The sequence below is a fragment of the Micromonospora sp. WMMD710 genome (assembly GCF_029626045.1).
Taxonomy (GTDB): Bacteria; Actinomycetota; Actinomycetes; order Mycobacteriales; family Micromonosporaceae; genus Micromonospora.
Window position 1 is genome coordinate 5,400,203 of record NZ_JARUBD010000001.1, and the last position, 19,840, is coordinate 5,420,042.

The 19,840-nt window shown below is 70.8% G+C and carries 15 protein-coding genes and 2 tRNA genes; 4 read left to right on the plus strand and 13 right to left on the minus strand.

Annotated elements, in window-relative coordinates; all coding sequences use genetic code 11:
- Positions 1 to 36: 36 nt before the first annotated feature.
- Both O7620_RS25010 and O7620_RS25015 read right to left on the minus strand, forming a co-directional pair.
- Positions 37 to 1,425: an MFS transporter gene (locus O7620_RS25010; RefSeq protein WP_278125490.1), complete on the minus strand. Its 1,389-nt coding sequence runs from the start codon at positions 1,423 to 1,425 to the stop codon at positions 37 to 39.
- Between the two features lie 58 nt (positions 1,426 to 1,483).
- Positions 1,484 to 1,744 carry a hypothetical protein gene (locus O7620_RS25015; RefSeq protein WP_278125491.1) on the minus strand — a complete coding sequence of 87 codons (261 nt, stop codon included), beginning with the start codon at positions 1,742 to 1,744 and terminating at the stop codon, positions 1,484 to 1,486.
- 155 nt (positions 1,745 to 1,899) lie between these two features.
- Here O7620_RS25015 and O7620_RS25020 point away from each other — a divergent pair, with 155 nt between their 5' ends.
- The gene (locus O7620_RS25020; RefSeq protein ID WP_278125492.1) at positions 1,900 to 6,354 is read left to right on the plus strand and encodes an HAD-IC family P-type ATPase; all 4,455 of its coding nucleotides are present in this window, start codon (positions 1,900 to 1,902) and stop codon (positions 6,352 to 6,354) included.
- A 698-nt stretch (positions 6,355 to 7,052) separates the two neighbouring features.
- Positions 7,053 to 7,523 (plus strand): NUDIX domain-containing protein, encoded by a 471-nt coding sequence (locus tag O7620_RS25025; RefSeq protein ID WP_278125494.1) that lies wholly within the window; start codon positions 7,053 to 7,055, stop codon positions 7,521 to 7,523.
- On the opposite strand, the gene O7620_RS25030 is transcribed toward O7620_RS25025, so the two are convergent.
- The 6 genes from O7620_RS25030 to gyrB form a co-directional block, all read right to left on the minus strand.
- Positions 7,494 to 7,569 (minus strand) — tRNA-Ala (locus O7620_RS25030). The genes O7620_RS25025 and O7620_RS25030 overlap by 30 nt on opposite strands.
- Positions 7,570 to 7,614: 45 nt before the next feature.
- On the minus strand, positions 7,615 to 7,743 hold the full coding sequence (locus O7620_RS25035) for a DLW-39 family protein (RefSeq protein ID WP_225854086.1): 129 nt from the start codon (positions 7,741 to 7,743) through the stop codon (positions 7,615 to 7,617).
- Between the two features lie 42 nt (positions 7,744 to 7,785).
- A tRNA-Ile gene (locus O7620_RS25040) sits at positions 7,786 to 7,859 on the minus strand.
- Positions 7,860 to 8,009: 150 nt separating this feature from the next.
- Positions 8,010 to 8,909, minus strand: coding sequence for a DUF3566 domain-containing protein (locus O7620_RS25045; protein WP_151487702.1), 900 nt, complete (start codon positions 8,907 to 8,909; stop codon positions 8,010 to 8,012).
- Positions 8,910 to 8,913: 4 nt separating this feature from the next.
- Positions 8,914 to 11,436 carry a DNA gyrase subunit A gene (gyrA, locus tag O7620_RS25050; protein ID WP_278125495.1) on the minus strand — a complete coding sequence of 841 codons (2,523 nt, stop codon included), beginning with the start codon at positions 11,434 to 11,436 and terminating at the stop codon, positions 8,914 to 8,916.
- A gap of 130 nt (positions 11,437 to 11,566) precedes the next feature.
- Positions 11,567 to 13,513: a DNA topoisomerase (ATP-hydrolyzing) subunit B gene (gene gyrB, locus O7620_RS25055; RefSeq protein ID WP_278125496.1), complete on the minus strand. Its 1,947-nt coding sequence runs from the start codon at positions 13,511 to 13,513 to the stop codon at positions 11,567 to 11,569.
- A 522-nt stretch (positions 13,514 to 14,035) separates the two neighbouring features.
- Between gyrB and O7620_RS25060 the strand changes: the two genes are divergently transcribed.
- Positions 14,036 to 14,590, plus strand: coding sequence for a hypothetical protein (locus tag O7620_RS25060; RefSeq protein WP_151487699.1), 555 nt, complete (start codon positions 14,036 to 14,038; stop codon positions 14,588 to 14,590).
- On the opposite strand, the gene O7620_RS25065 is transcribed toward O7620_RS25060, so the two are convergent.
- Positions 14,575 to 15,069, minus strand: a complete 495-nt coding sequence (locus O7620_RS25065; RefSeq protein ID WP_278125497.1) for a MarR family transcriptional regulator — start codon at positions 15,067 to 15,069, stop codon at positions 14,575 to 14,577. The genes O7620_RS25060 and O7620_RS25065 overlap by 16 nt on opposite strands.
- A 94-nt stretch (positions 15,070 to 15,163) precedes the next feature.
- On the opposite strand from O7620_RS25065, the gene O7620_RS25070 reads away from it, so the two are divergent.
- Entirely contained in the window at positions 15,164 to 15,379 is a 216-nt protein-coding gene (locus O7620_RS25070) for a hypothetical protein (RefSeq protein ID WP_278125498.1), read from the plus strand.
- 9 nt (positions 15,380 to 15,388) lie between these two features.
- Here O7620_RS25070 and O7620_RS25075 read toward each other — a convergent pair whose 3' ends face one another.
- Genes O7620_RS25075 through dnaN form a run of 4 tightly spaced genes read right to left on the minus strand, consistent with a single transcriptional unit; the run spans position 15,389 to position 19,234 of the window.
- On the minus strand, positions 15,389 to 16,048 hold the full coding sequence (locus O7620_RS25075; protein ID WP_278125499.1) for a DciA family protein: 660 nt from the start codon (positions 16,046 to 16,048) through the stop codon (positions 15,389 to 15,391).
- Positions 16,038 to 17,171, minus strand: coding sequence for a DNA replication/repair protein RecF (gene recF / locus O7620_RS25080; RefSeq protein WP_278125500.1), 1,134 nt, complete (start codon positions 17,169 to 17,171; stop codon positions 16,038 to 16,040). Before recF ends, O7620_RS25075 begins: the two co-directional genes overlap by 11 nt.
- Positions 17,172 to 17,187: 16 nt before the next feature.
- Entirely contained in the window at positions 17,188 to 18,060 is an 873-nt protein-coding gene (gene gnd / locus O7620_RS25085) for a phosphogluconate dehydrogenase (NAD(+)-dependent, decarboxylating) (RefSeq protein WP_278125501.1), read from the minus strand.
- A gap of 40 nt (positions 18,061 to 18,100) precedes the next feature.
- Positions 18,101 to 19,234 (minus strand): DNA polymerase III subunit beta, encoded by a 1,134-nt coding sequence (gene dnaN / locus O7620_RS25090; protein WP_278125502.1) that lies wholly within the window; start codon positions 19,232 to 19,234, stop codon positions 18,101 to 18,103.
- Positions 19,235 to 19,840 lie beyond the last annotated feature (606 nt).

Below are 19,840 nucleotides of genomic sequence, written 5' to 3' on the forward strand. Positions count from 1 at the left end.
CGGCCGGACCGGGTCGGCACCGCCGAAACCGGGGGATCACCCGGCCGGGGCGGCGCCCCCACCCACGACCACCCGGCCGGACAGCAGCGCACCGAGCAGCGCCAGGCCGGCGGTCACCGCGAGGGTCGCCACGTAACTGGCCGGGCCGGGCGCGCTCCCGGCGGCCAGCACCGCCCCCGTCAACGCGAGCACGGTCGCCGCGAACAGGTTGTCGCCGAGTTGCAGCGACGAGCTGTTGCGGCCCTGCTCGCCGGGCGCGGACAGCTCCAAAGTCAGCACCGACAACGACGGGTAGAGCAGCCCCATGCCGAACCCGGCGACCGCCCAGCCCACCACGGCGAATGCCACCGGCAGGTCGGGTCGGACGGCCAACGCCACCGTGGCGGTACCGACGGTGATGCAGCTCAACCCGACGCGCGGCAGGCTGGCACGGGAGGCCGGCACCGGGATCCGACCCTGCGTCCAGGAGCCCGCCGACCAGGCCAACGCGCCGACCGTGAGGACCAGCCCGGCGGCGGTCGGCGACAGGCCCCGCTCCCGGGAGAGCATCAACGGGATGACCACCTCGGCGCCGACGAAGGCCGCCGATGCCAGACCCCGCAGCCCGATCACGGTGGGCAGACCGCGGGCCGCCCGGAGGAACCCGGCCGGCAGCAGGCGTGGCGCGCAGACCAGCAGACCGGCCACCGCGATCGCGATCAGCGCCAGGGCCGCGGCGCCGCGCTGCTGTCCCCCGATGTGCAGCAGTGCGGCGCTCACCGCCGCCCCACACGCCCACCCGATCCGCGCCACCGCGCCGGCCGGCGGCCGGGCCGCCGCGGTGCGCCCGAGCGACCGCAGCCCGGGATGGATCAGCAGCACCGCCGGCACCGCCACCGCCGGCACCGCCAGGAAAACCCACCGCCAGCCCAAGTGCTCCACGATCAGGCCGGCCACCGCCGGCCCGACCAGCGACGGTACGACCCACGCCGCCGCGAAAGCGGCGAAGATCCGCCGGTGCAGATCCTGCGGGTACGCCTGCCCGACGATCACGTAGAGCGCCACCGAGAGCAGCCCGGAGCCGAACCCCTGCACCACCCGGCCGACGACCAGCACACCCATCGCGGTAGCGGTCCCCGCAATCAGCAGCCCCACCACGAACCAGGCGACCCCGTGCCACATCGGCCCTCGCGGCCCACGGGCGTCGCACCAGATGCCGGACACCACCATGGCCAGCACGCCCGTGGCGAACGGGCCACCGAACGCGAGCCCGTACAGCGCCAACCCGTCCAGGTTCCGGGCGACCGTCGGCATCGCCGTACCGACCGCCAACGCCTCGAACGCGAGCAGCGAGATCAACGCGACGCTGCCCACCGTCATCGCCCTCAGCCGGGGTGCGAACAGACCGGGCGCGGCCGGTACGGCGGTGGCGGCTGTGGTCGGCATGAACCGAGCCTGCGACCTCAACCTGGATTGAAGTCAACCGCCGGTGACCCAGCTCTCGTCAGGCGTTCTGAAGTGCTTCCCCGACCCCCTTCACCAGTCCCGAAAAATGCTGGTCGGCCAGGAGGTGCCCAGCGGTGATCACGAGGGCGATCGGCCACTCGATGACCTGGAGTGCGGCGAGCACCCCGAGCCCGGCGTAGTAGGCGACCTTGTCCGGTGGTGGCACCGCGATCTCACCCAGGATCGGCAGGTCCATCCGCCGGCTGTACATCTGGACGTTCTCGTGCGACCCGTTCAGGTGTCTGGTCAGCGTGCTCATTCCGGCCTCCCCGTGTCCGGTGATGATGGTCGCCGGATTCCACCGCCCGCCTCGTCCATGCGCTGCCGGCGCCGGAAACTTCCGCAGCCCGAGGGGCATAACGGATGGCAGGTCGGGAAGCCAGGCCGCCGGACGTGACGCGGCGGGAGGGCGAGATGGCTACCGGACGCATCCTGCCGTCCATCGGTGTGCCGCACCTGGTCGGTGAGGCGTCCCGGACCGTCGGGTCGGCGGCGACACGACTGGCCCGACAGGCCGGACTGACCCGTCGCCGGGTCTGGTCGCGCCCCGGCCGGCACCACATCGAGGTGCACGGTGTCTGCCAGGACGGCGGCGACCGGCTGGCCCGCCAGGTGGAGGGTGCCCTGGAGAGGCTGCCCGGGGTGGCCTGGGCACGGGTGAACGCCCCGTCCGGCCGGGTGGTTGTCGCCGTGCAGGCCCCGGAGCCGAGACTGCGCGACCTGATCGCCACGATCGGCCGGATCGAACGGACCTGTGACCACGAACCCGATCCGGAGATCCCGCCGCCGCACCCACCGGAGGAGGGGCCCCGCACCCCGCGCACCCTGGGTGCGCTGGCCTCCGACGCGCTGGGCCTGACCATTTCGGCGGCCACCCGGATCCTCCCGTTCGCGCCGCTGCCCGGCGAGGTGGCCGGCCTGCTCTCGGCGGTGGACCTGCAACCCAAGCTGCACGCGTTCATGGGTAAGAAGCTGCGCTCGGACCCCCGCGCAGACATCATCTTTCCCCTGGCCGAGGCGGTGGTGCAGGGCCTGACCGGCCGGTGGACCGGGATCGTGCTGGACGGTGCCCAACGGATCGTGCAGTGGGGCGAGGATCGCGCCCAACTTGCCGCATGGGAGCGCGCCGAGCCCCGACTGACCGGCGACCCGGAACGCGCCACCGCCCGCTGGCCGGTGATCGACCGACCCCGACCGAAGCCGGACGGCCCGGTCGAGCGGCACATCAACCGGATGCTGGCGGTGGGTGCCACGGCCGGAGCGGCGGCGGTGCCGTTCGCCGGCCCCAAGAGGGCCGCCGCTCTGGGCCTGTCCACGCTGCCCAAGGCCCCCGGCAGCGGACGCGAGGGGTACGCCGCCCAGCTCGGCCGGATGCTCGCCCGGCGCGGTGTGATCGCCATGGACCGCAGTGTGCTCCGCGAGCTGGACCGGATCGACACGCTGGTGTTGGACGCCGCGGTGCTCGGTTCCGACCGGGGTGTCCTGGCCGACCTCGCACCGGCGTCGGGAGTCGACGTCGACCAGGTGGCGGAGCGGGCGTTCGCGCTGTTCGACCCGGCCGATCCGGCCGCCGCACGGTCGGTGGACGGGTGGCGGATCGGACCGCCGGACCACCTGCCGGCGGGCGACATCCCCGACCGGGAGCGGCTCCGCGCCGCCGGAGGGCAACTGCTCGGCCTCGCCCACGGCGACCGGCTCGCCGCGCTGCTGCGGGTCGAACCGGAACCCGCGCCGGGCGTCGACGGCCTTCCGGCCGCCGCGCGACAGGCCGGGCTGCGGCTGGTCGTGGCCGGCGGCGACGAGCAGCGGTACGGCTTCGCCGACGCGATGCTGCCCGGCGGCGACCAGTTGGTCGAGTCGGTACGCGCGCTGCAACGCGACGGTGCGGTGGTGATGCTGGTGTCCGCGGACCGCAGGGCGCTCGGCGCGTCCGACTGCGGCCTCGGGTTGGCCGATCCGGACGAGCTGCCACCGTGGGGCGCTCACCTACTGGTCGGGGCGGACCTGCGGGTGGTGGCCCTGGTGATCGAGGCGACCGGGGTGGCCCGGCGGACCGCCCAGCAGAACATCCGGCTGTCCATGGCCGGCACCGGTCTCGGGGCGCTGGGTGCGTTCACCGCCCCACCGACGCAGCTGCCGCACCGGGCGCTCGTCGCGGTCAACGGCGCGGCCGGGCTGGCCTTCGCGAACGGCGTCTGGCAGGCCCACCGGCTGCACGACCGGTCGGACACCCCGGTGCCGGTGGCGACCGCCTGGCACCTGATGCCCGTCCGCACCGTGCTCGACCATCTGGGCACCGGCTCGGACGGGTTGGACAGCGCGGAGGCCCAGCGCCGACACGAGAGGCGCGGTGCGGGCGGCGGCGACGCCCCGGCGGGCGGTGGCCTGCTGCGCGCCTTCCTGGACGAGTTGTCCAACCCGTTGACCCCGGTGCTCGCCGCCGGGGCGGTGCTCTCCGCATCGTTCGGCTCGCTTGTCGACGCCGCTCTGGTGGGCAGCGTGGTCGGTGGATCCGCGCTGATCGGGGCGGTGCACGAACGCAACACGGAACGGTCGTTGGCGGAGCTGCTGTCCCGTTCGGCGGTGACCGCACGGGTGCGCCGGGACGGTGCCGAGCGCGTGGTCGCGGCCGAGGACCTGGTCGCCGGGGACGTCATCGTCCTGGAGTCGGGTGACTCGGTGCCCGCCGACTGCCGGGTGCTGGAGTCGGTGGGGTTGGAGGCGGACGAGTCGTCGCTGACCGGCGAGTCGCTGCCGGTCGCCAAGAACGACCGACCGGTGGTCGCGGCCGCCATCGCCGACCGGCACTCGATGCTGTACGACGGCACCACCATCGCCGCCGGGCACGGTAAGGCTGTGGTGGTGGCGACCGGCGCCGGCACGGAGGCGGGGCGCAGTCTCGCGATGGTCCGCCAGGCCCCACCGACCAGCGGCGTGGAAGCCCGGCTCGGCTCGCTGACCAACGCCGCCATCCCCCTCGCGGCAGGTTCGGCGGTGGCGGTGGCCGGCGCGGGACTGCTTCGGGGCGTACCTCTGGCCGAGACGGCCGCGACCGCCGCGAACCTCGCCGTCGCGTCGGTGCCGGAAGGGCTGCCGTTCCTGGTCAGTGCGGCGCAGCTGGCGGCCGCGCGGCGACTGGCCGAGCACGGCGCCCTGGTCCGCAACCCGCGCACCATCGAGGCGCTGGGCCGGGTGGACGTGCTCTGCTTCGACAAGACCGGCACCCTCACCGAGGGCAAGTTGCTGCTCGCCGGGGTCGGCGACGGCGTGGGCGACCGGTACGCCGCGGTGGACCGCCTGGACGACCGGCTCCGGTTGACGCTCGCCGCCGCGCTCCGTGCCACTCCTCCCGCAGCTGACCCGGAACAGTTGGCCCTGCAGACCGACCGCGCCGTTCGCCGGGGTGCCGCCACCGCCGGGGTGGTGGAGCAGACCGGCGCCCCCGGCTGGCGCGCCGCCGGCGGGCTGCCGTTCGAGCCGTCCCGTGGCTACCACGCGAGCGTCGGAGAGACCGACGGTCACCTGCTGTTGAGCGTCAAGGGCGCACCGGAGACGGTGCTGCCGCGCTGCGCCGCGCGACGCACCGACGGCCGCCAGGAGCCCCTGGACGACGCCGGCCGAGCGGAGCTGCACCGGATGCTGGCCGACCGGGCCGGGGCAGGGCATCGGATCCTGGCCGTCGCCGAGTGCCAGGTGGACGATCCGACGGTGTCCGACGAGGACGTGCGAGGTCTGACCTTCGTGGGTTTCCTGGCCCTCGCGGACGGGGTCCGGGAGAGCGCCGCGCCGGCGGTACGGCGGATCCGGCAGGCCGGCGTACACACCATCATGATCACCGGTGATCACCCGGCCACCGCCGAGGCGATCGCCGCCACCATCAGCGAGCACGACGAGCAGCGCGTGGTGACCGCCGGCGAGCTGGACCAGCTGGACGACGAGGCGCTCGCCGAGCGGCTGGCCAACACCGACGTGGTGGCCCGCTGCACCCCGACGCACAAGGTGCGGATCATCCAGGCGTTACAGAAGTGCGGGCGGACCGTGGCGATGACCGGTGACGGCGCCAACGACGCCCCGGCGATCCGGCTGGCCGACGTCGGCATCGCCCTCGGTCAGCGGGGCACCCCGGCGGCGCGGGCCGCCGCCGACCTGGTGGTCACCGACGACCGGTTGGAAACCATCATCGCCACCCTGGTCGAGGGGCGGGCGATGTGGTCGTCCGTCCGGCACGCGCTCAGCATCCTGGTCGGCGGCAACCTCGGCGAGATCGCGTTCAGTGTGCTCACTGCGGCGGCGACCGGCCGTTCCGCGCTCACCGGGCGGCAACTGCTGCTGGTCAACCTGCTCACCGACCTGGCACCGGCGCTCGCCATCGCCGTCCGTCCACCCGCGTCGGACCGCACCGACGGCCTCCTGCTGGAGGGCCCGGACGTGTCGCTGGGCGAAACCCTCAGCCGGGAGATCGCGTTGCGGGCGGCGGCGACCACGCTGGGCGCGACCGTCGGCTGGACGCTGGCCCGGTACACCGGCCGCCAGCGACGGGCCGGCACCGTCGCCCTGGTCTCCCTGGTCGGCACCCAACTCGGGCAGACCATCCTGGCCGGCGGCACCAGCCCCGCCGTACTGGCATCCACGGCCGCGTCCCTCGGCGTGCTGGTCGTGGTGGTGCAGACGCCCGGCGTGAGCCAGTTCTTCGGCTGTACGCCACTGGGGCCGGTCGGCTGGACCATCGGCGCGGGCTCGGCGCTCGGCGCCGCCTTCGCCAACGGCGCGCTCACCAAGCTGGTGGAACACCTGCCGCAGCCGCGGCCCGCCACCGGTCGGCCCGATCGGACGGCGAACGACGACGGGCCGACCGGGTCCGAGGACTGACCACGATCGCGGCGCTCGGACGGCATGCACCGAAGCGAACGTGATGCCGCACAGTCATATTGATGCCGCACAGTCATCACGCTCAACGTGAATCCCCAGCCGGTCGGGCAATCTCCGCTGGTCGGAACGGCTCGCGGGCGGATGCCTGTTCCGCCCAGCAGAGACCACCGCGAAACTCCACCCCCGGAATGCCGTCGGCGAGCCGGCCGAGGTCCACCACACCCGCCAATGAGGTGGCGAGATCCCCGCGCAACTCCTCGACCGCCGTTTCGAGGTCATTCTCCTCGCCGGACCAGTCGATGTCGGCCGAACGAAGGTCGGCAACCGCGTGTGCGATGACCGCCGCGCGGTGCGGCGCTCACCCGCCCCTATCAAGGACCGATGGGTGAGGTCCGGTTGGGGGACGGAAAGACCGTGATGAGAGGGATGAGGATCATTACGCCCGACGGTGCTCTCGGCCGTATCGCCAGCACGGTGTCGACTCCGACGGTTGGCGCACCCAACGAGGGAATAGCATCGGTATATTTCGATGATGGTCGTCCTCAACAACACTTCCACGCCAGCATCCTCCGGCGCCCTACGCCCTTCGAATACCGGTCAAAGGTCAATCTTCCCGATGTGGATCCAGGTGAGGGCTAGAGGTCGGCCCCTGCTTCGGCTTGCGCGAGCTTGTCCTGTCCCTGTGCTCTAATCCCGCCATGCATGTCGTCACGGGCGCACTCGTTGAGAACGACGCCGTCCTGCTAGTGCACCGCAGGCCCACCAAACGGGTCTACCCTGATGTCTGGGATCTGCCCGGGGGGCAGGTCGAAGCGGGTGAGTCGGAACTACAAGCCCTCGCGCGTGAGATGCACGAGGAGCTCGGCGTTCACATTGTGGCGGGGTCCGCTTCGCGGATCGGCGTCTTGCACGCCGGCAGTGGTGGGGACGTTATTCACGTGGGCGTCTGGCAAATTGGGGACTGGGTTGGCTCGCCCACCAACCGTGCACCTGACGAGCATGACGACATCGCATGGGTCGAGATCAGCGCGCTGCGCGACCTTCCCCTCGTGCATGGCGTCCTGGCGGCAATGGTCCACTCTCTGCCGGAGTTCGATCGGTCGCCTGTGGCTCTGGACGAGATCAACCGGGGAAAGTGCTGGTGGAGCCCAGGGGACTCGAACCCCTAACCCCTGCCTTGCAAAGGCAGTGCTCTGCCAGTTGAGCTAGGGCCCCGTGGGCGGCTGCGGTGCCGCCGGTCGTTCACCGCCGGGCCGGACCTCAGCGCAGGTCGGGAGCGGTGGTCGCCTCGTGCCACAGGGCGCGCTCGTCGTTCGAGGCCTTGACCTTGTTGTAAACGACGGCGGCCACGCCGACGACGCCAGCCAGGATCAGCAGCTTCTTGAACATGGGGCAACCCCTCAAGCTCGACTACCGTCGGACGACATGCGGTGGGGCTAGATGGAATCGAACCATCGACCTCAGAGTTATCAGCTCTGCGCTCTAACCGACTGAGCTATAGCCCCGCGTTGCGACGAGCAAGATTAACCCATCCGCTCGGCCGGACCAAAATCGGGGTCCGGACCGGCGGGCCAGGCCGTCGCCGCCTGCACAACCTACCCGAGTACGGGACGCCGGAGCGACCGCTTTACGCGGTGCCCCGGCGTCCCGATCACTCAGTCCCGCTCGGCGAGGGTCAGCTCGATCCCACCGACCAGGTCGGCGCAGACGTTGTAGACGAACGCGCCCAGCGTGGCCAGCGCGGTGAACAGCACCACGTTGACCAGGCCGATCAGCGCCGAGCTGAGAATCACGCCCTTGGCGGTGATCTGGAAGCCGTTGGTGCTCTGCCCACCGCCGGCGTTGACCAGGTCGCTCAGGCTGTCGTTGACGCTCTGGAACACGCCCATCGCGTCCAACGCCAGGTAGAGCACCGACGTGGCGACCACCACGACGATGAACAGCACCACCGACACGGCGAACGCGAACTTCATCACGGACCAGGGGTCGATCCGCTTGAGGTTCAGTCGGGCCCGGCGCGGCCCGCGGGACGCGGCCGAGCTGACCGAGGTACGCGCGGCGCGTACCGCGTCACCGACCCGTGCCGCACCGACGGCGGACGGGTTGCCGATGCCCGGCGGCAGGCCACCGCCGCTGGCCGGGCGACCGGCCCCACCGGTACGTCCCGGGTCCGGCTGCGGCTGCGTCATGCCGGGCGTGATCCGGGGCTGGGTGCCCGTTGTCCCACTGGGTGTCGCCTGACCCGGCCGGACACTGATCGGCTGTGTGGTCGTCGGGCGGGCCGGCGCCGGCGCCGCTGCCGGGGGCGTGGTGGACGTCGGCGCCTCGGCACCAGCCGTCTCACCCTTGTCGCCCGACCCGCTGTCCTCGCCGGGCTCCGGCGGGGGTGTCATACCGGGAGCCCGGGTGAATTTCGGGGCAGGCGCATCGGCGGGGACCGTTGCCCGGCCCACGGCCGCGCGGCCGGTCGCTGGTGTGCCGCCCTTGGCGGCCTCCTCGTCGACCGGGTTGGCCGAGGTCCCCGTGTTCCCCGACTTCGCCTGTGTCTCCGTCATTCAACTAGTCCTGTTCGTCAGGCTCGTCGGCATTGCGAGCAATCGCCACGATAGTCACGCCGTCCGGGAGGTCCATCAGCTTGACCCCCATTGTGTTCCGGTCACGCGTACGGCGTACAGGCTTCACCGGAGTCCGGATGACACCACCGTTGCTGGTGATCGCGAACAGTTCGTCGTCCGGGTCGATCACCACCGCGCCAACCAGACCACCGCGCCGTTCGGTGATCTTCGCAGTCAACACGCCCTTACCTCCCCGGCCCTGCACCGGGTATTCCTCGATCGGGGTACGTTTCGCGTATCCCCCGTTCGTCGCCACCAGGACGTCCAAACCCTCCCGAACGACCTCCATGGCGAGCAGGACATCGTCGTCCGTGAAGCGCATGCCGATCACGCCGGAGGTGGCACGACCCATCGGCCGCAACGCCTCGTCGGAGGCGTTGAACCGGATCGCCTGCGCCTTCTTCGAGACCAGCAGCAGGTCGTTCTCCGGCGCCACCAGCGCAGCACCGACCAGCTCGTCCTCATCGCGCAGGTTGATCGCGATGATGCCGCCGGAACGGTTGGAGTCGAACTCCTCGAGCCGCGTCTTCTTCACCAGGCCGTTCTTCGTGGCCAGTACCAGATAGGGGGCTACCTGGTAGTTCGGGATTTCGATGATCTGCGCGATCTGCTCGTCGGGTAGGAAGGCGAGCAGATTGGCCACGTGTTGGCCCTTGGCTACCCTACTGGCCTCCGGTAGCTCGTACGCCTTGGCCCGGTACACGCGCCCCTTGTTCGTGAAGAACAGGATCCAGTCGTGCGTCGAGCAGACGAAGAAGTGGCTGACGATGTCGTCCTGCCGCAGCGTGGCGCCACTGACGCCCTTGCCGCCGCGCCGCTGCGAGCGGTACAGATCGACCTTGGTCCGCTTGGCGTACCCGGTCCGGGTGATCGTGACGACCACGTCCTCGCGGGCGATGAGGTCCTCCATCGAGACCTCGCCGTCGAACGGGATGATCTGCGTACGCCGATCATCGCCCCACTTCGCGACGATCTCGCCCAGCTCCTCCGAGACGATCCGGCGCTGGCGCTCGGGCTTGGCCAGGATGTCCTTGAGGTCGGCGATCTCGATCTCGAGCTTGGTCAGGTCGTCGACGATGCGCTGCCGCTCCAGGGCGGCGAGGCGACGCAGCTGCATGTCCAGGATCGCGGTGGCCTGGATCTCGTCGATCTCCAGCAGCCGGATCAGGCCCTGCCGGGCGTCGTCGACGGTGGGCGACCGCCGGATCAGCGCGATGACCTCGTCCAGTGCGTCCAGCGCCTTGGCCAGACCGCGCAGAATGTGCGCCCGCTCCTCGGCCTTGCGCAGCCGGAACGCGGTCCGCCGGCGGATCACGTCGATCTGGTGCTCGACGTAGTAGCGGATGAACTGGGCCAGGTTGAGCGTGCGCGGCACGCCGTCGACAAGCGCCAGCATGTTGGCGCCGAAGGTCTCCTGGAGCTGGGTGTGCTTGTAGAGGTTGTTCAGCACCACCTTGGCGACCGCGTCGCGCTTGAGCACGAGCACGATCCGCATGCCGGTACGCCCGGAGGACTCGTCGCGGATGTCGGCGATGCCGGCGAGCTTGCCCTCCTTGATCAGCTCGGCGATCCGCTCGGCGAGGTTGTCCGGGTTGACCTGATAGGGCAGCTCGCTGACGACCAGGCAGGGCCGCCCCCGCTTGTCCTCCTCGACCTCCACCACGGCCCGCATCCGGATCGAGCCACGACCCGTGCGGTACGCGTCCTGGATGGCGGTCGTGCCGACGATCAGGCCGTGGGTCGGGAAGTCGGGGCCCTTGACGATGCCGAGCAGGGCTTCGAGGGTGGTCTCCTCGTCCTCCTCGGGGTGCTCCAGGCACCACTGCACCGCCGCGCCGATCTCCCGCAGGTTGTGCGGAGGGATCTTGGTGGCCATGCCGACCGCGATGCCCTCGGAGCCGTTCACCAGTAGGTTGGGGATCCGCGACGGCAGGATCGTGGGCTCCTTGGCCCGGCCGTCGTAGTTGTCCTGCAGGTCGACGGTGTCCTCGTCGATGTCCCGCAGCATCTCCATGGCGAGCGGGTCGAGCTTGCACTCGGTGTACCGCATGGCGGCGGCCGGGTCGTTACCGGGCGAGCCGAAGTTGCCGTTGCCGTCCACCAGCGGGTAGCGCAGCGACCACGGCTGCGCCATCCGGACCAGTGCGTCGTAGATCGCCGAGTCGCCGTGCGGGTGGAACTGGCCCATCACGTCGCCGACAACGCGGGAGCACTTCACGTAGCCGCGGTCCGGCCGGTATCCCGAGTCGAACATCGCGTAGAGGATCTTGCGGTGGACCGGCTTGAGCCCGTCCCGGACGTCCGGCAGCGCCCGACCGACGATGACGCTCATCGCGTAGTCGAGGTAGGAGCGCTGCATCTCCACCTCAAGCCCGACCGGTTCGATCCGGTCGTGCGCGACCACCGCGGCGATGGCCTCGGCGGGGACCTCAGGCTCGTTCGGTGTGGACTCGGGAGAATCGGTCACTGTATACCCTTATCAGACTCAGAGTCGTTTTCGTGCTGTGGATAACGGCTGTGGATACCGGCCAAGCTGTGGATAACTCTGTGGAACAGTGGATCGGCCGGGGCTTGCCCGGCCGATCCACCGAGGTCCGTCAGATGTCCAGGAACCGGACGTCCTTGGCGTTGCGCTGGATGAACGAGCGGCGCGCCTCGACGTCCTCACCCATCAGGACGCTGAACAACTCGTCCGCGGTTGCGGCGTCGTCGAGCGTGACCTGACGCAAAGTACGCGTCGCCGGATTCATCGTGGTCTCCCACAGCTCGGGATAGTTCATCTCGCCGAGGCCCTTGAACCGCTGGATGTCGTCCGGCTTGGCGTTCGGCTTCTTCTGCTGGCGCAGCGCGATGAGCCCGTCCCGCTCGCGGTCGGAGTAGGCGTACTGCGCGTCGTCGCCCTTCTTGTTCCACTTGATCTTGTAGAGCGGCGGGGCCGCCAGGTAGACGTGGCCCAGCTCGACCAGCGGACGCATGAAGCGGAACAGCAGGGTCAGCAGCAGCGTCTGGATGTGCTGGCCGTCGACGTCCGCGTCGGCCATCAGCACCACCTTGTGGTACCGCAGCTTCTCCATGTCGAAGTCGTCGTGGATGCCGGTGCCCAGCGCGGTGATCAGCGCCTGGACCTCGTTGTTCTTCAGCACCCGGTCGATCCGGGCCTTCTCCACGTTGAGGATCTTGCCGCGGATCGGCAGGATCGCCTGGGTCCGCGGGTCACGACCCTGCTTGGCCGAGCCACCGGCCGAGTCGCCCTCGACGATGAACACCTCGGACTCGCGCGGGTCGGTGGACTGGCAGTCGGCCAGCTTGCCCGGCATCGAGCCGGACTCCAGCAGTGACTTGCGGCGGGCCAGCTTGCGCGCCTGCTGCGCGGCGATGCGGGCGCGGGCGGCCTGGGAGGCCTTCGTGATGATCATCTTGGCTTCGGCCGGGTTACGGTCGAACCAGTCGACCAGCCACTCGTTGCAGACCCGCTGCACGAAGCTCTTCACCGGGGTGTTGCCGAGCTTGGTCTTGGTCTGGCCCTCGAACTGCGGGTTGGCGAGCTTGACCGAGATGATCGCCGCGAGCCCTTCGCGGATGTCCTCGCCGGAGAGCTTCTCGTCGCCCTTGAGCAGCTTCTTGTCGGTGCCGTACCGGTTGACCACGCTGGTCAGCGCGGACCGGAAGCCCTCCTCGTGCGTGCCGCCCTCGTGGGTGTTGATCGTGTTGGCGAAGGTGTAGACCGACTCGCCGTACGACTCGTTCCACTGCATGGCGATCTCGACCGACATGCCCTCCTCCTCGGCGCCGAACTCGACCACGGTCTTGTGGATCGGGTTCTTCGAGGCGTTGAGGTGCCGGACGAAGTCGGCGATGCCGCCCTCGTAGAAGAAGGTGACCTCGCGCTGCCGGCCGTCCTCCTCCGCATCCACCCGCTCGTCGAGCAGGTGGATGCGCAGCGCGCGGTTGAGGAAGGCCATCTCCTGCAGGCGCCGGTAGATGGTCTGGAAGTCGAAGTCGACGGTCTCGAAGACGTCCGGGTCGGGCCAGAAGGAAACCGCCGAGCCGGTGCGATCGGTGGTCTCACCCTTGTCCAGAGGACCGGGCTTGGAGTTGTTGTACTGCTGCCGCCACACGAAGCCGGACTTGTGGATCTCCACTGCCATCCGGGTGGAGAGCGCGTTCACGACGGAGACGCCGACACCGTGCAGACCGCCGGAGACCGCGTACGCCTTGCCGTCGAACTTGCCACCGGCGTGCAGCACGGTCAGCGCGACCTCGACACCCGGCTTCTTGAGCTTCGGGTGCAGGTCGACGGGGAAACCACGGCCGTTGTCGGTGACCCGGACGCCGCCGTCGGCGAGCAGCACCACGTCGATGGTGTCGCAGTATCCGGCCAGTGCCTCGTCCACCGCGTTGTCGACGACCTCCCAGACGAGGTGGTGCAGGCCACGCTCGCCGGTGGACCCGATGTACATACCGGGCCGCTTGCGGACCGCCTCCAGCCCTTCGAGAACGGTGATCGACTCTGCGCCGTACTCCTGCTTGTCCTGCGCTGCCACCCTCGGCCACTTTCTCGCGTCGTCCGCGCCGCTAGGGCGCGTCGGGCGCGGGTTCGGCGGACAGGACGCGACGTCGGCGCGCGGACCGGTGCCGGAGACCTCCGGACAACGGGTCGAACGCGCCGGTCGCCGCGGTTGCCCGCGGATCGCGATCGGCTCGACCCGACGTGGAGAATGATCCTGGGGCCACCGGCCCCGTCTCGCGCTCCGCACCGGGTCTTCGTCTCACCATCAATCCTACTGTGCGCGGAGGACAGAACCACCACTCGGCACCCTCAACGAGGCGGCTGAGATGTCCGTAGCCGGCAGAACCCCGCTGCCCGCGACTCCCCCCACACGCCAGGCTCCGATCGCACGCGCCGTCCCCGAACGGGTTGACCCGCACCCGGGCGGGTCGGGGGTCGCGGTCGGGCCGCCCGTGCCGTACGTTTGCGGCGCCCCGGAACCGCCCTTGATCTTTACCGGCCGGAACCGGGACGATCGACCCGATCGACCCGACACGTGCTCTTTAAGAGGTGACAGATGGGGCTGGACAACGTCGCGGTGCACTGGCCGCGGACCGGCCGCTTCTACGATCCGGTCGCGCCGGCGGAGTTCGTCGACTTCGGCGAGATCGTCGACGTGCCGCGAATCTCCGCGCCGACGGCGGCGCTGGCCGAGCTGATCGCGAAGACCGGGACCGTCCGGGCGACCGCGTACACCGAACTGGTGGATCTCCTCCTCGGGCTGGAAGGTGTGTTGTACGCCACAGACGCCGCAGCCGAGGACGAGGACCCGGTGATCGACCCGGACGGGTGCGCCTGGATCGCCGGCGGGATCGAGCGGTTCGTGGCCGGCCACCGGGAGTACGGCGAGGCCGTCACCTTCGACTCGGTCAGCATCGTGCTGCGCGGGTTGCTCGGCGACGGCCGGTTGGCCGAGCAGCAGCTGCGGTGGCTGGAGAGCCGGCTCGACGCGTTGCGCGACGAAAGCGGCGACCCGCCGCAGTGGAACTTCACCTGCGCCGAGTTGGGCGTGCTGGCCGCCTTCTACCGGCGCTGCGCCGAGCGCGGCTTCGCGGTCTACGCCGACGCCTGACCGGCCACCCCGGCCTGCGGTGCGGGGTCGCCGGGTCGGTTGGCCGCGGCGATCACCTGGGTGAGCACCGCGTGCAGGTGTCGCAGGTCCTCGAGCGGCAGGCCGAGCCGCTCGACGATCGCGGCCGGGATGCGTTCCGCCTGCTCGCGGAGCGCCGTTCCGCTGGCGGTGAGGGTGACCGCGAGGCTGCGCTCGTCGGCGGCGTCACGCTCGCGGCGCAGGTAGCCGGCCGCTTCGAGCCGCTTGAGCAGGGGCGACAGGGTGCCCGGATCGAGCTGCAGGAGGCGGCTGAGGTCGCGGCCGGACAGCGGCGCGTGCTGCCACAGCGCCAGCATGACCAGGTACTGCGGATGGGTCAGGCCCATCGGTTCCAGTAGCGGCCGATAGACGGCCACGACGCTGCGTGCCGCCACCGACAGGGCGAAGCACACCTGCTGTTCCAGTGCCAGCGGATCCCCGCCGGCCGGCGGTTCGCTCATCTGTTGCCCTCCCGATGCACGATGGCTATCGTACCAACCATTGGTACACCAACTGTTGGTGTACCAATCATATGGCGGCAGGGTGGAGGCCCAGATGAGCGAGGACGGCGCGGCCACGAGATCCCCCGGCGAGGGCGGCCGGTTCCTGCGGTGGGCCTACCGGCACCTCGCCGGTCCGGCCGACGGCGTCCAGGGCGCGATCCAGGGCGGCTCGGCCGAGGCCCGCGAAGCCTGGAAGCGCGACCTGGCCGAGCGCAAGCGCTACACCCGGGAACAGCGCGAACGCCGGCGCGCCGACCGGCGCACATGACCCACCCGCTCAGCCGTAGGTGTCGCGCGGCCCCCGGCCACGCACCCGGCGCGGCCCCTTCTGCCAGGACGGCGCGGCCGGGCCGTGGATGTGCAGCTTGCGCACCACGTTGTGGCCGACCTCGCTGGCGATCTGCTTGAGCAGCGAACCGGCCAGCAGCCGCAACTGGGTCGCCCACGCGGTCGAACGGGCCTCCACGGTCAGCTCGCCGTTCTCCAGCTTCACCGGCCGGCTGTTCTGCGCGACCTCCGCGCCGACCACCCGCTCCCACGCGCCGAACACCGTGGCCTCGGCCGCGGGCTGCTGCCAGCCGCGCGCCTTCACCAGCCGGTTCAGCACCGCGCTGAGGGGCTGCGGGTCGCGCGGGTCGGGGCCCGGGCCGGAATAGCCGCGCAGCCTCCGCCCCGAGCCGCCGGCGCCATCGCCACCAGAGCCACCAGCGGGGGTACGCCGTGCGCGGGCCGCCGCCTGCCGGCGGGACAGCGCCGCGTCGAGCACCGCCCTGGCCAGCTCCGGGCCGGCGGGCGCCGGCCCGTCACCGCCGACCGCTTCCGATCCGGGGGTACGCGCGCCCGCGGCGTCGCCACCACCGGTGGCCTTCGGCCGTGCCGTACCCCCCTCACCGGTCGCCCCGCCACCTCGACCGTTGGTGCGCGGCTCATCCGACACGGCGGACCGTCCCCTCGCCGACCTGGTAGCGGGTGCCGCGCAGGGCAGCCGGCACGTCATCGTCCACGGCACAGGTCACCAGCAGTTGGCTCGCCCCGCCGACCAGCTCCGCCAGACGTTCCCGGCGCCCGGTGTCCAGCTCGGCGAAGACGTCGTCGAGCACCAGCACCGGCTCGATGCCGTCCGCGCGCAGCAGGTCGTAGCCGGCCAGCCGCAGCGCGAGCGCGAACGACCACGACTCGCCGTGGCTGGCGTACCCCTTGGCGGGCAGCGGGCCGAGGGTCAACGCCAACTCGTCGCGGTGCGGGCCGACCAGCGTGGTGCCCCGTTCGATCTCGGCCGAGCGTGACGCCGCGAGGGCCGCCGTCAGCGCCTCGGCCAGCGCGGCCCGGTCGGTGGTCGGCTCGGCCAACTCGATCGAGGGCCGGTACGCGATGCCCGCCGCGCCCCGACCGGCGGCCACCGCGTCGTACGCCTTGGCGACGTGCGGGATGAGCGCGGCGACCAGCTCCAACCGGCCGGCGAGCAGCTCCGCGCCGTGCTGGGCCAGGTGGGCGTCCCAGACGGCCAGGGTGCCGAGGTCGCCGCCACGGGATCCACCCGTCTTGCGGGCCAGGTACGCGGTGCGCAGCAGGGCGTTGCGCTGCTTGACCACCCGCTCGTAGTCGGCCCGCACGCCCGCGTACCGGGGCTGGCGGTTGACCAGCAGGTCGTCGAGGTAGCGGCGACGCTCGGCCGGGTCACCCCGGACCAGCTCCAAATCTTCCGGGGCGAAGAGCACCAGCCGCAGCGCACCGAGCACGTCGCGGGCCCGTCGAGCCGGGGAACGGCCCAGCCGGGCGCGGTTGGCCCGGCCCGGCACGATCTCCAGCTCGACCAGGAGTTCCCGGCCGTCGTGCACCACCGCGCAGCGGATCACCGCCGAGGCGGCGCCCATCCGGACCAGGGGGGCGTCCGTGGCGACCCGGTGCGAGTCCAGGGTCGCCACGTAGCCCAGCGCCTCGACGAGGTTCGTCTTGCCGACGCCGTTGGCGCCGGTCAGGACGTTCGCCCCCGGCTGGAGGTCGACGGCGACCCGCTCGTACGAGCGGAAGTCGACCAGTTCCAGCCGGTGGACGTACACAGGGTGTGGATACCGCTCAGCGCTTGTGGACGGCGTGGCCACCGAACTGCTGGCGCAGTGCGGCGACGGCCTTCATGGCGGGTGAGTCGTCCTGCCGGGAGGCGAACCGGGCGAACAGCGAGGCGGTGATGACGTTCAGCGGGACGGCCAGCCGGACCGCCTCGTCGACCGTCCACCGGCCCTCGCCGGTGTCCTCGGTGTAGCCGCTCAGCTCGGCCAGCTCCGGGTCCTCGTCGAGGGCCCGGTCGAGCAGGTCGAGCAGCCAGGAACGGACGACGGTGCCCTCCCGCCAGGACTTGAAGACACCCGGCACGTTGGTCACCAGCTCGGAGGCGGTGAGCAGCTCGTAGCCCTCGGCGTAGGCGTGCATCAGGCCGTACTCGATGCCGTTGTGCACCATCTTCGAGTAGTGCCCGGCGCCGACCGGGCCGGCGTGCACGAAGCCGAACTCGCCCTCCGGCTTGAGCGCGTTGAAGATCGGCATGAGCCGGTCGACGTGCTCCTGGGCACCGCCGACCATCAGGCCGTAGCCGTTCTGCCGGCCCCAGACGCCGCCGGAGACGCCCACGTCGAGGTAGCCGATGCCGCGTTCGTTGAGCCGCTCGGCCCGGGGGGCGTCGTCGCTGAACCGCGAGTTGCCGCCGTCGATGATGATGTCGCCCTCGCCGAGCACCGCGGCGAGTTCGTCGATGGTGGCATCGGTGACGCCGGCGGGCACCATGACCCAAACCGCGCGCGGGGACTCGAGCTTGTTCGCCAGCTCCGCGAGGCTCGTCGCGTCGCTCAGCTGCGCGTTGTGGTCGAAGCCGACCACCTCGTGGCCGGCCGCCCGCAACCGCTCGCGCATGTTGCCGCCCATCCGGCCGAGTCCTACCAGGCCGAGCTGCATGTGTTTCTACCTCCGTGGATCTGGGTGTTGCTGGGCTCGATCAGCGAGACACGCGGATCGGCATGATGAGGTACCGGTACCCCGGAATGACCTCGCCATCCTCGCCGGCGGGTGAGATCACCGCGGGCTTGAAGGCGTCGACGAACGAGAGCACGGCGGTCTGCGCGCCAAGGTTGGCCAGGCCGTCGATGAGGTACTGGGGGTTGAAGCCGATGGTCAGCGCGTCCCCGGTGAAGGTGGCCTCCATCGCCTCGCTGGCCCGTGCCTCCTCGGAGCCGCCGGCCTCGACGACCAGACCGTCGGCGCTGAAGCTCAGCAGCACCGGGGTGGCGCGCTCGGCGACCAGGGCGACCCGCTTGACCACCTCGATGAGGGTACTGACCGGCACGCGGGCCTCGGCGTTGTGGGTGGCCGGGAAGAGCGAGCGCACCGGCGGGTAGTTGGCGCCGTCCAACAGTCGGCTGGTGGTACGCCGGGTGCCCCCAGCGAGACCCACCATGCCCTCACCGGCGGCGCCCTGCGCGAGCGCGAGGGTGACCTCGCCGCCCAGCGGGCCGAGCGCCTTGGCGGTGTCGTTCAGGGTGCGGGCCGGCACCAGGGCGTTGATGCTCACCTCGGGGTCGTCCGGCCGCCACTGGATCTCCCGCAGCGCGAGCCGGTAACGGTCGGTGGCGAGCATCGACAGGGTGCTGCCGGACAGCTCGACACGGACACCGGTCATCATCGGCAGTGTCTCGTCCCGGCCGGCGGCGATGGCCACCTGGGCGACCGCGGTGGCGAACGCGGCGGCGTCGACCGTGCCGGCGCTCTGCGGCATCTCCGGCAGTGCCGGGTAGTCCTCCACCGGCATGGTGGGCAGGGTGAACCGGGCGCTGCCGCAGACCAGCTCCAGGTGCGCGCCGACCGCGGCGATGTCCACCGGCTTGGCGGGCAGTGCCTTGGTGATCTCGGCGAGCAGGCGACCGGAGACCAGCGCGGCGCCGTCGGCGTCACCCTGCACCTCGACGGTGACCTGGCTGGAGACCTCGTAGTCGAACCCGGAGACCCGCAGGTTGCCATCGGTGACGCGGAGCATCACCCCGGCGAGCACCGGTACGGATGGCCGGTTCGGCAGGCTCTTCGCGGTCCACGCCACGGCCTCGGCGAGCGCGTCGCGCTCCACTCGGAACTTCATCAATGCCTCCGCGTCGACGTCAGCGACAACTCTCTCATGCCGACCGCTGCCTACCGTCCCGCCCGACCGTGCGGGTACCCATCGCACCTTAGGGCGCGGCGGCATCGGCTGTGCGCCCGACCCCGTGGATCGTGTCGCTGCTGACGTCTGCTCCGGCAGCGTTCGGCACGATCCACAGAAAGCCCAACGGTGATGATTGGTTTCTGTTCTCTTAGAAGAGATAACTCATCGTCTTCATCGCACCTGTGCAAACTGTGGAGAACCCGGGTTTGCGCAGCTCAGACAGGTTATCCACCGGTGATTTGGCTGTGGAGAACCGGGGGGACAACCGGCTTCTGTGTCCACAGCCCGGTCCCGACGGCCGGTTGTCCACCGTTGTCCACCGGTTGTCCACCGGTAATCCACCGACTTTCTCCCCAAGCCTGTGGATCGCCGTGAAGATCACCATTGCCGTCATCCCCAGAACCTTCAACAGCTCGTGCACAGGGCGATGATCACCGGTGGACAACGTGACGGTTGTCCCCAAGCGTCCACAGCGTCGTGCACAGGGTTTGTCCACAACCTGTGGGTAACCGGCGGCGGACCGACTGTAGTTATCCACCGCCG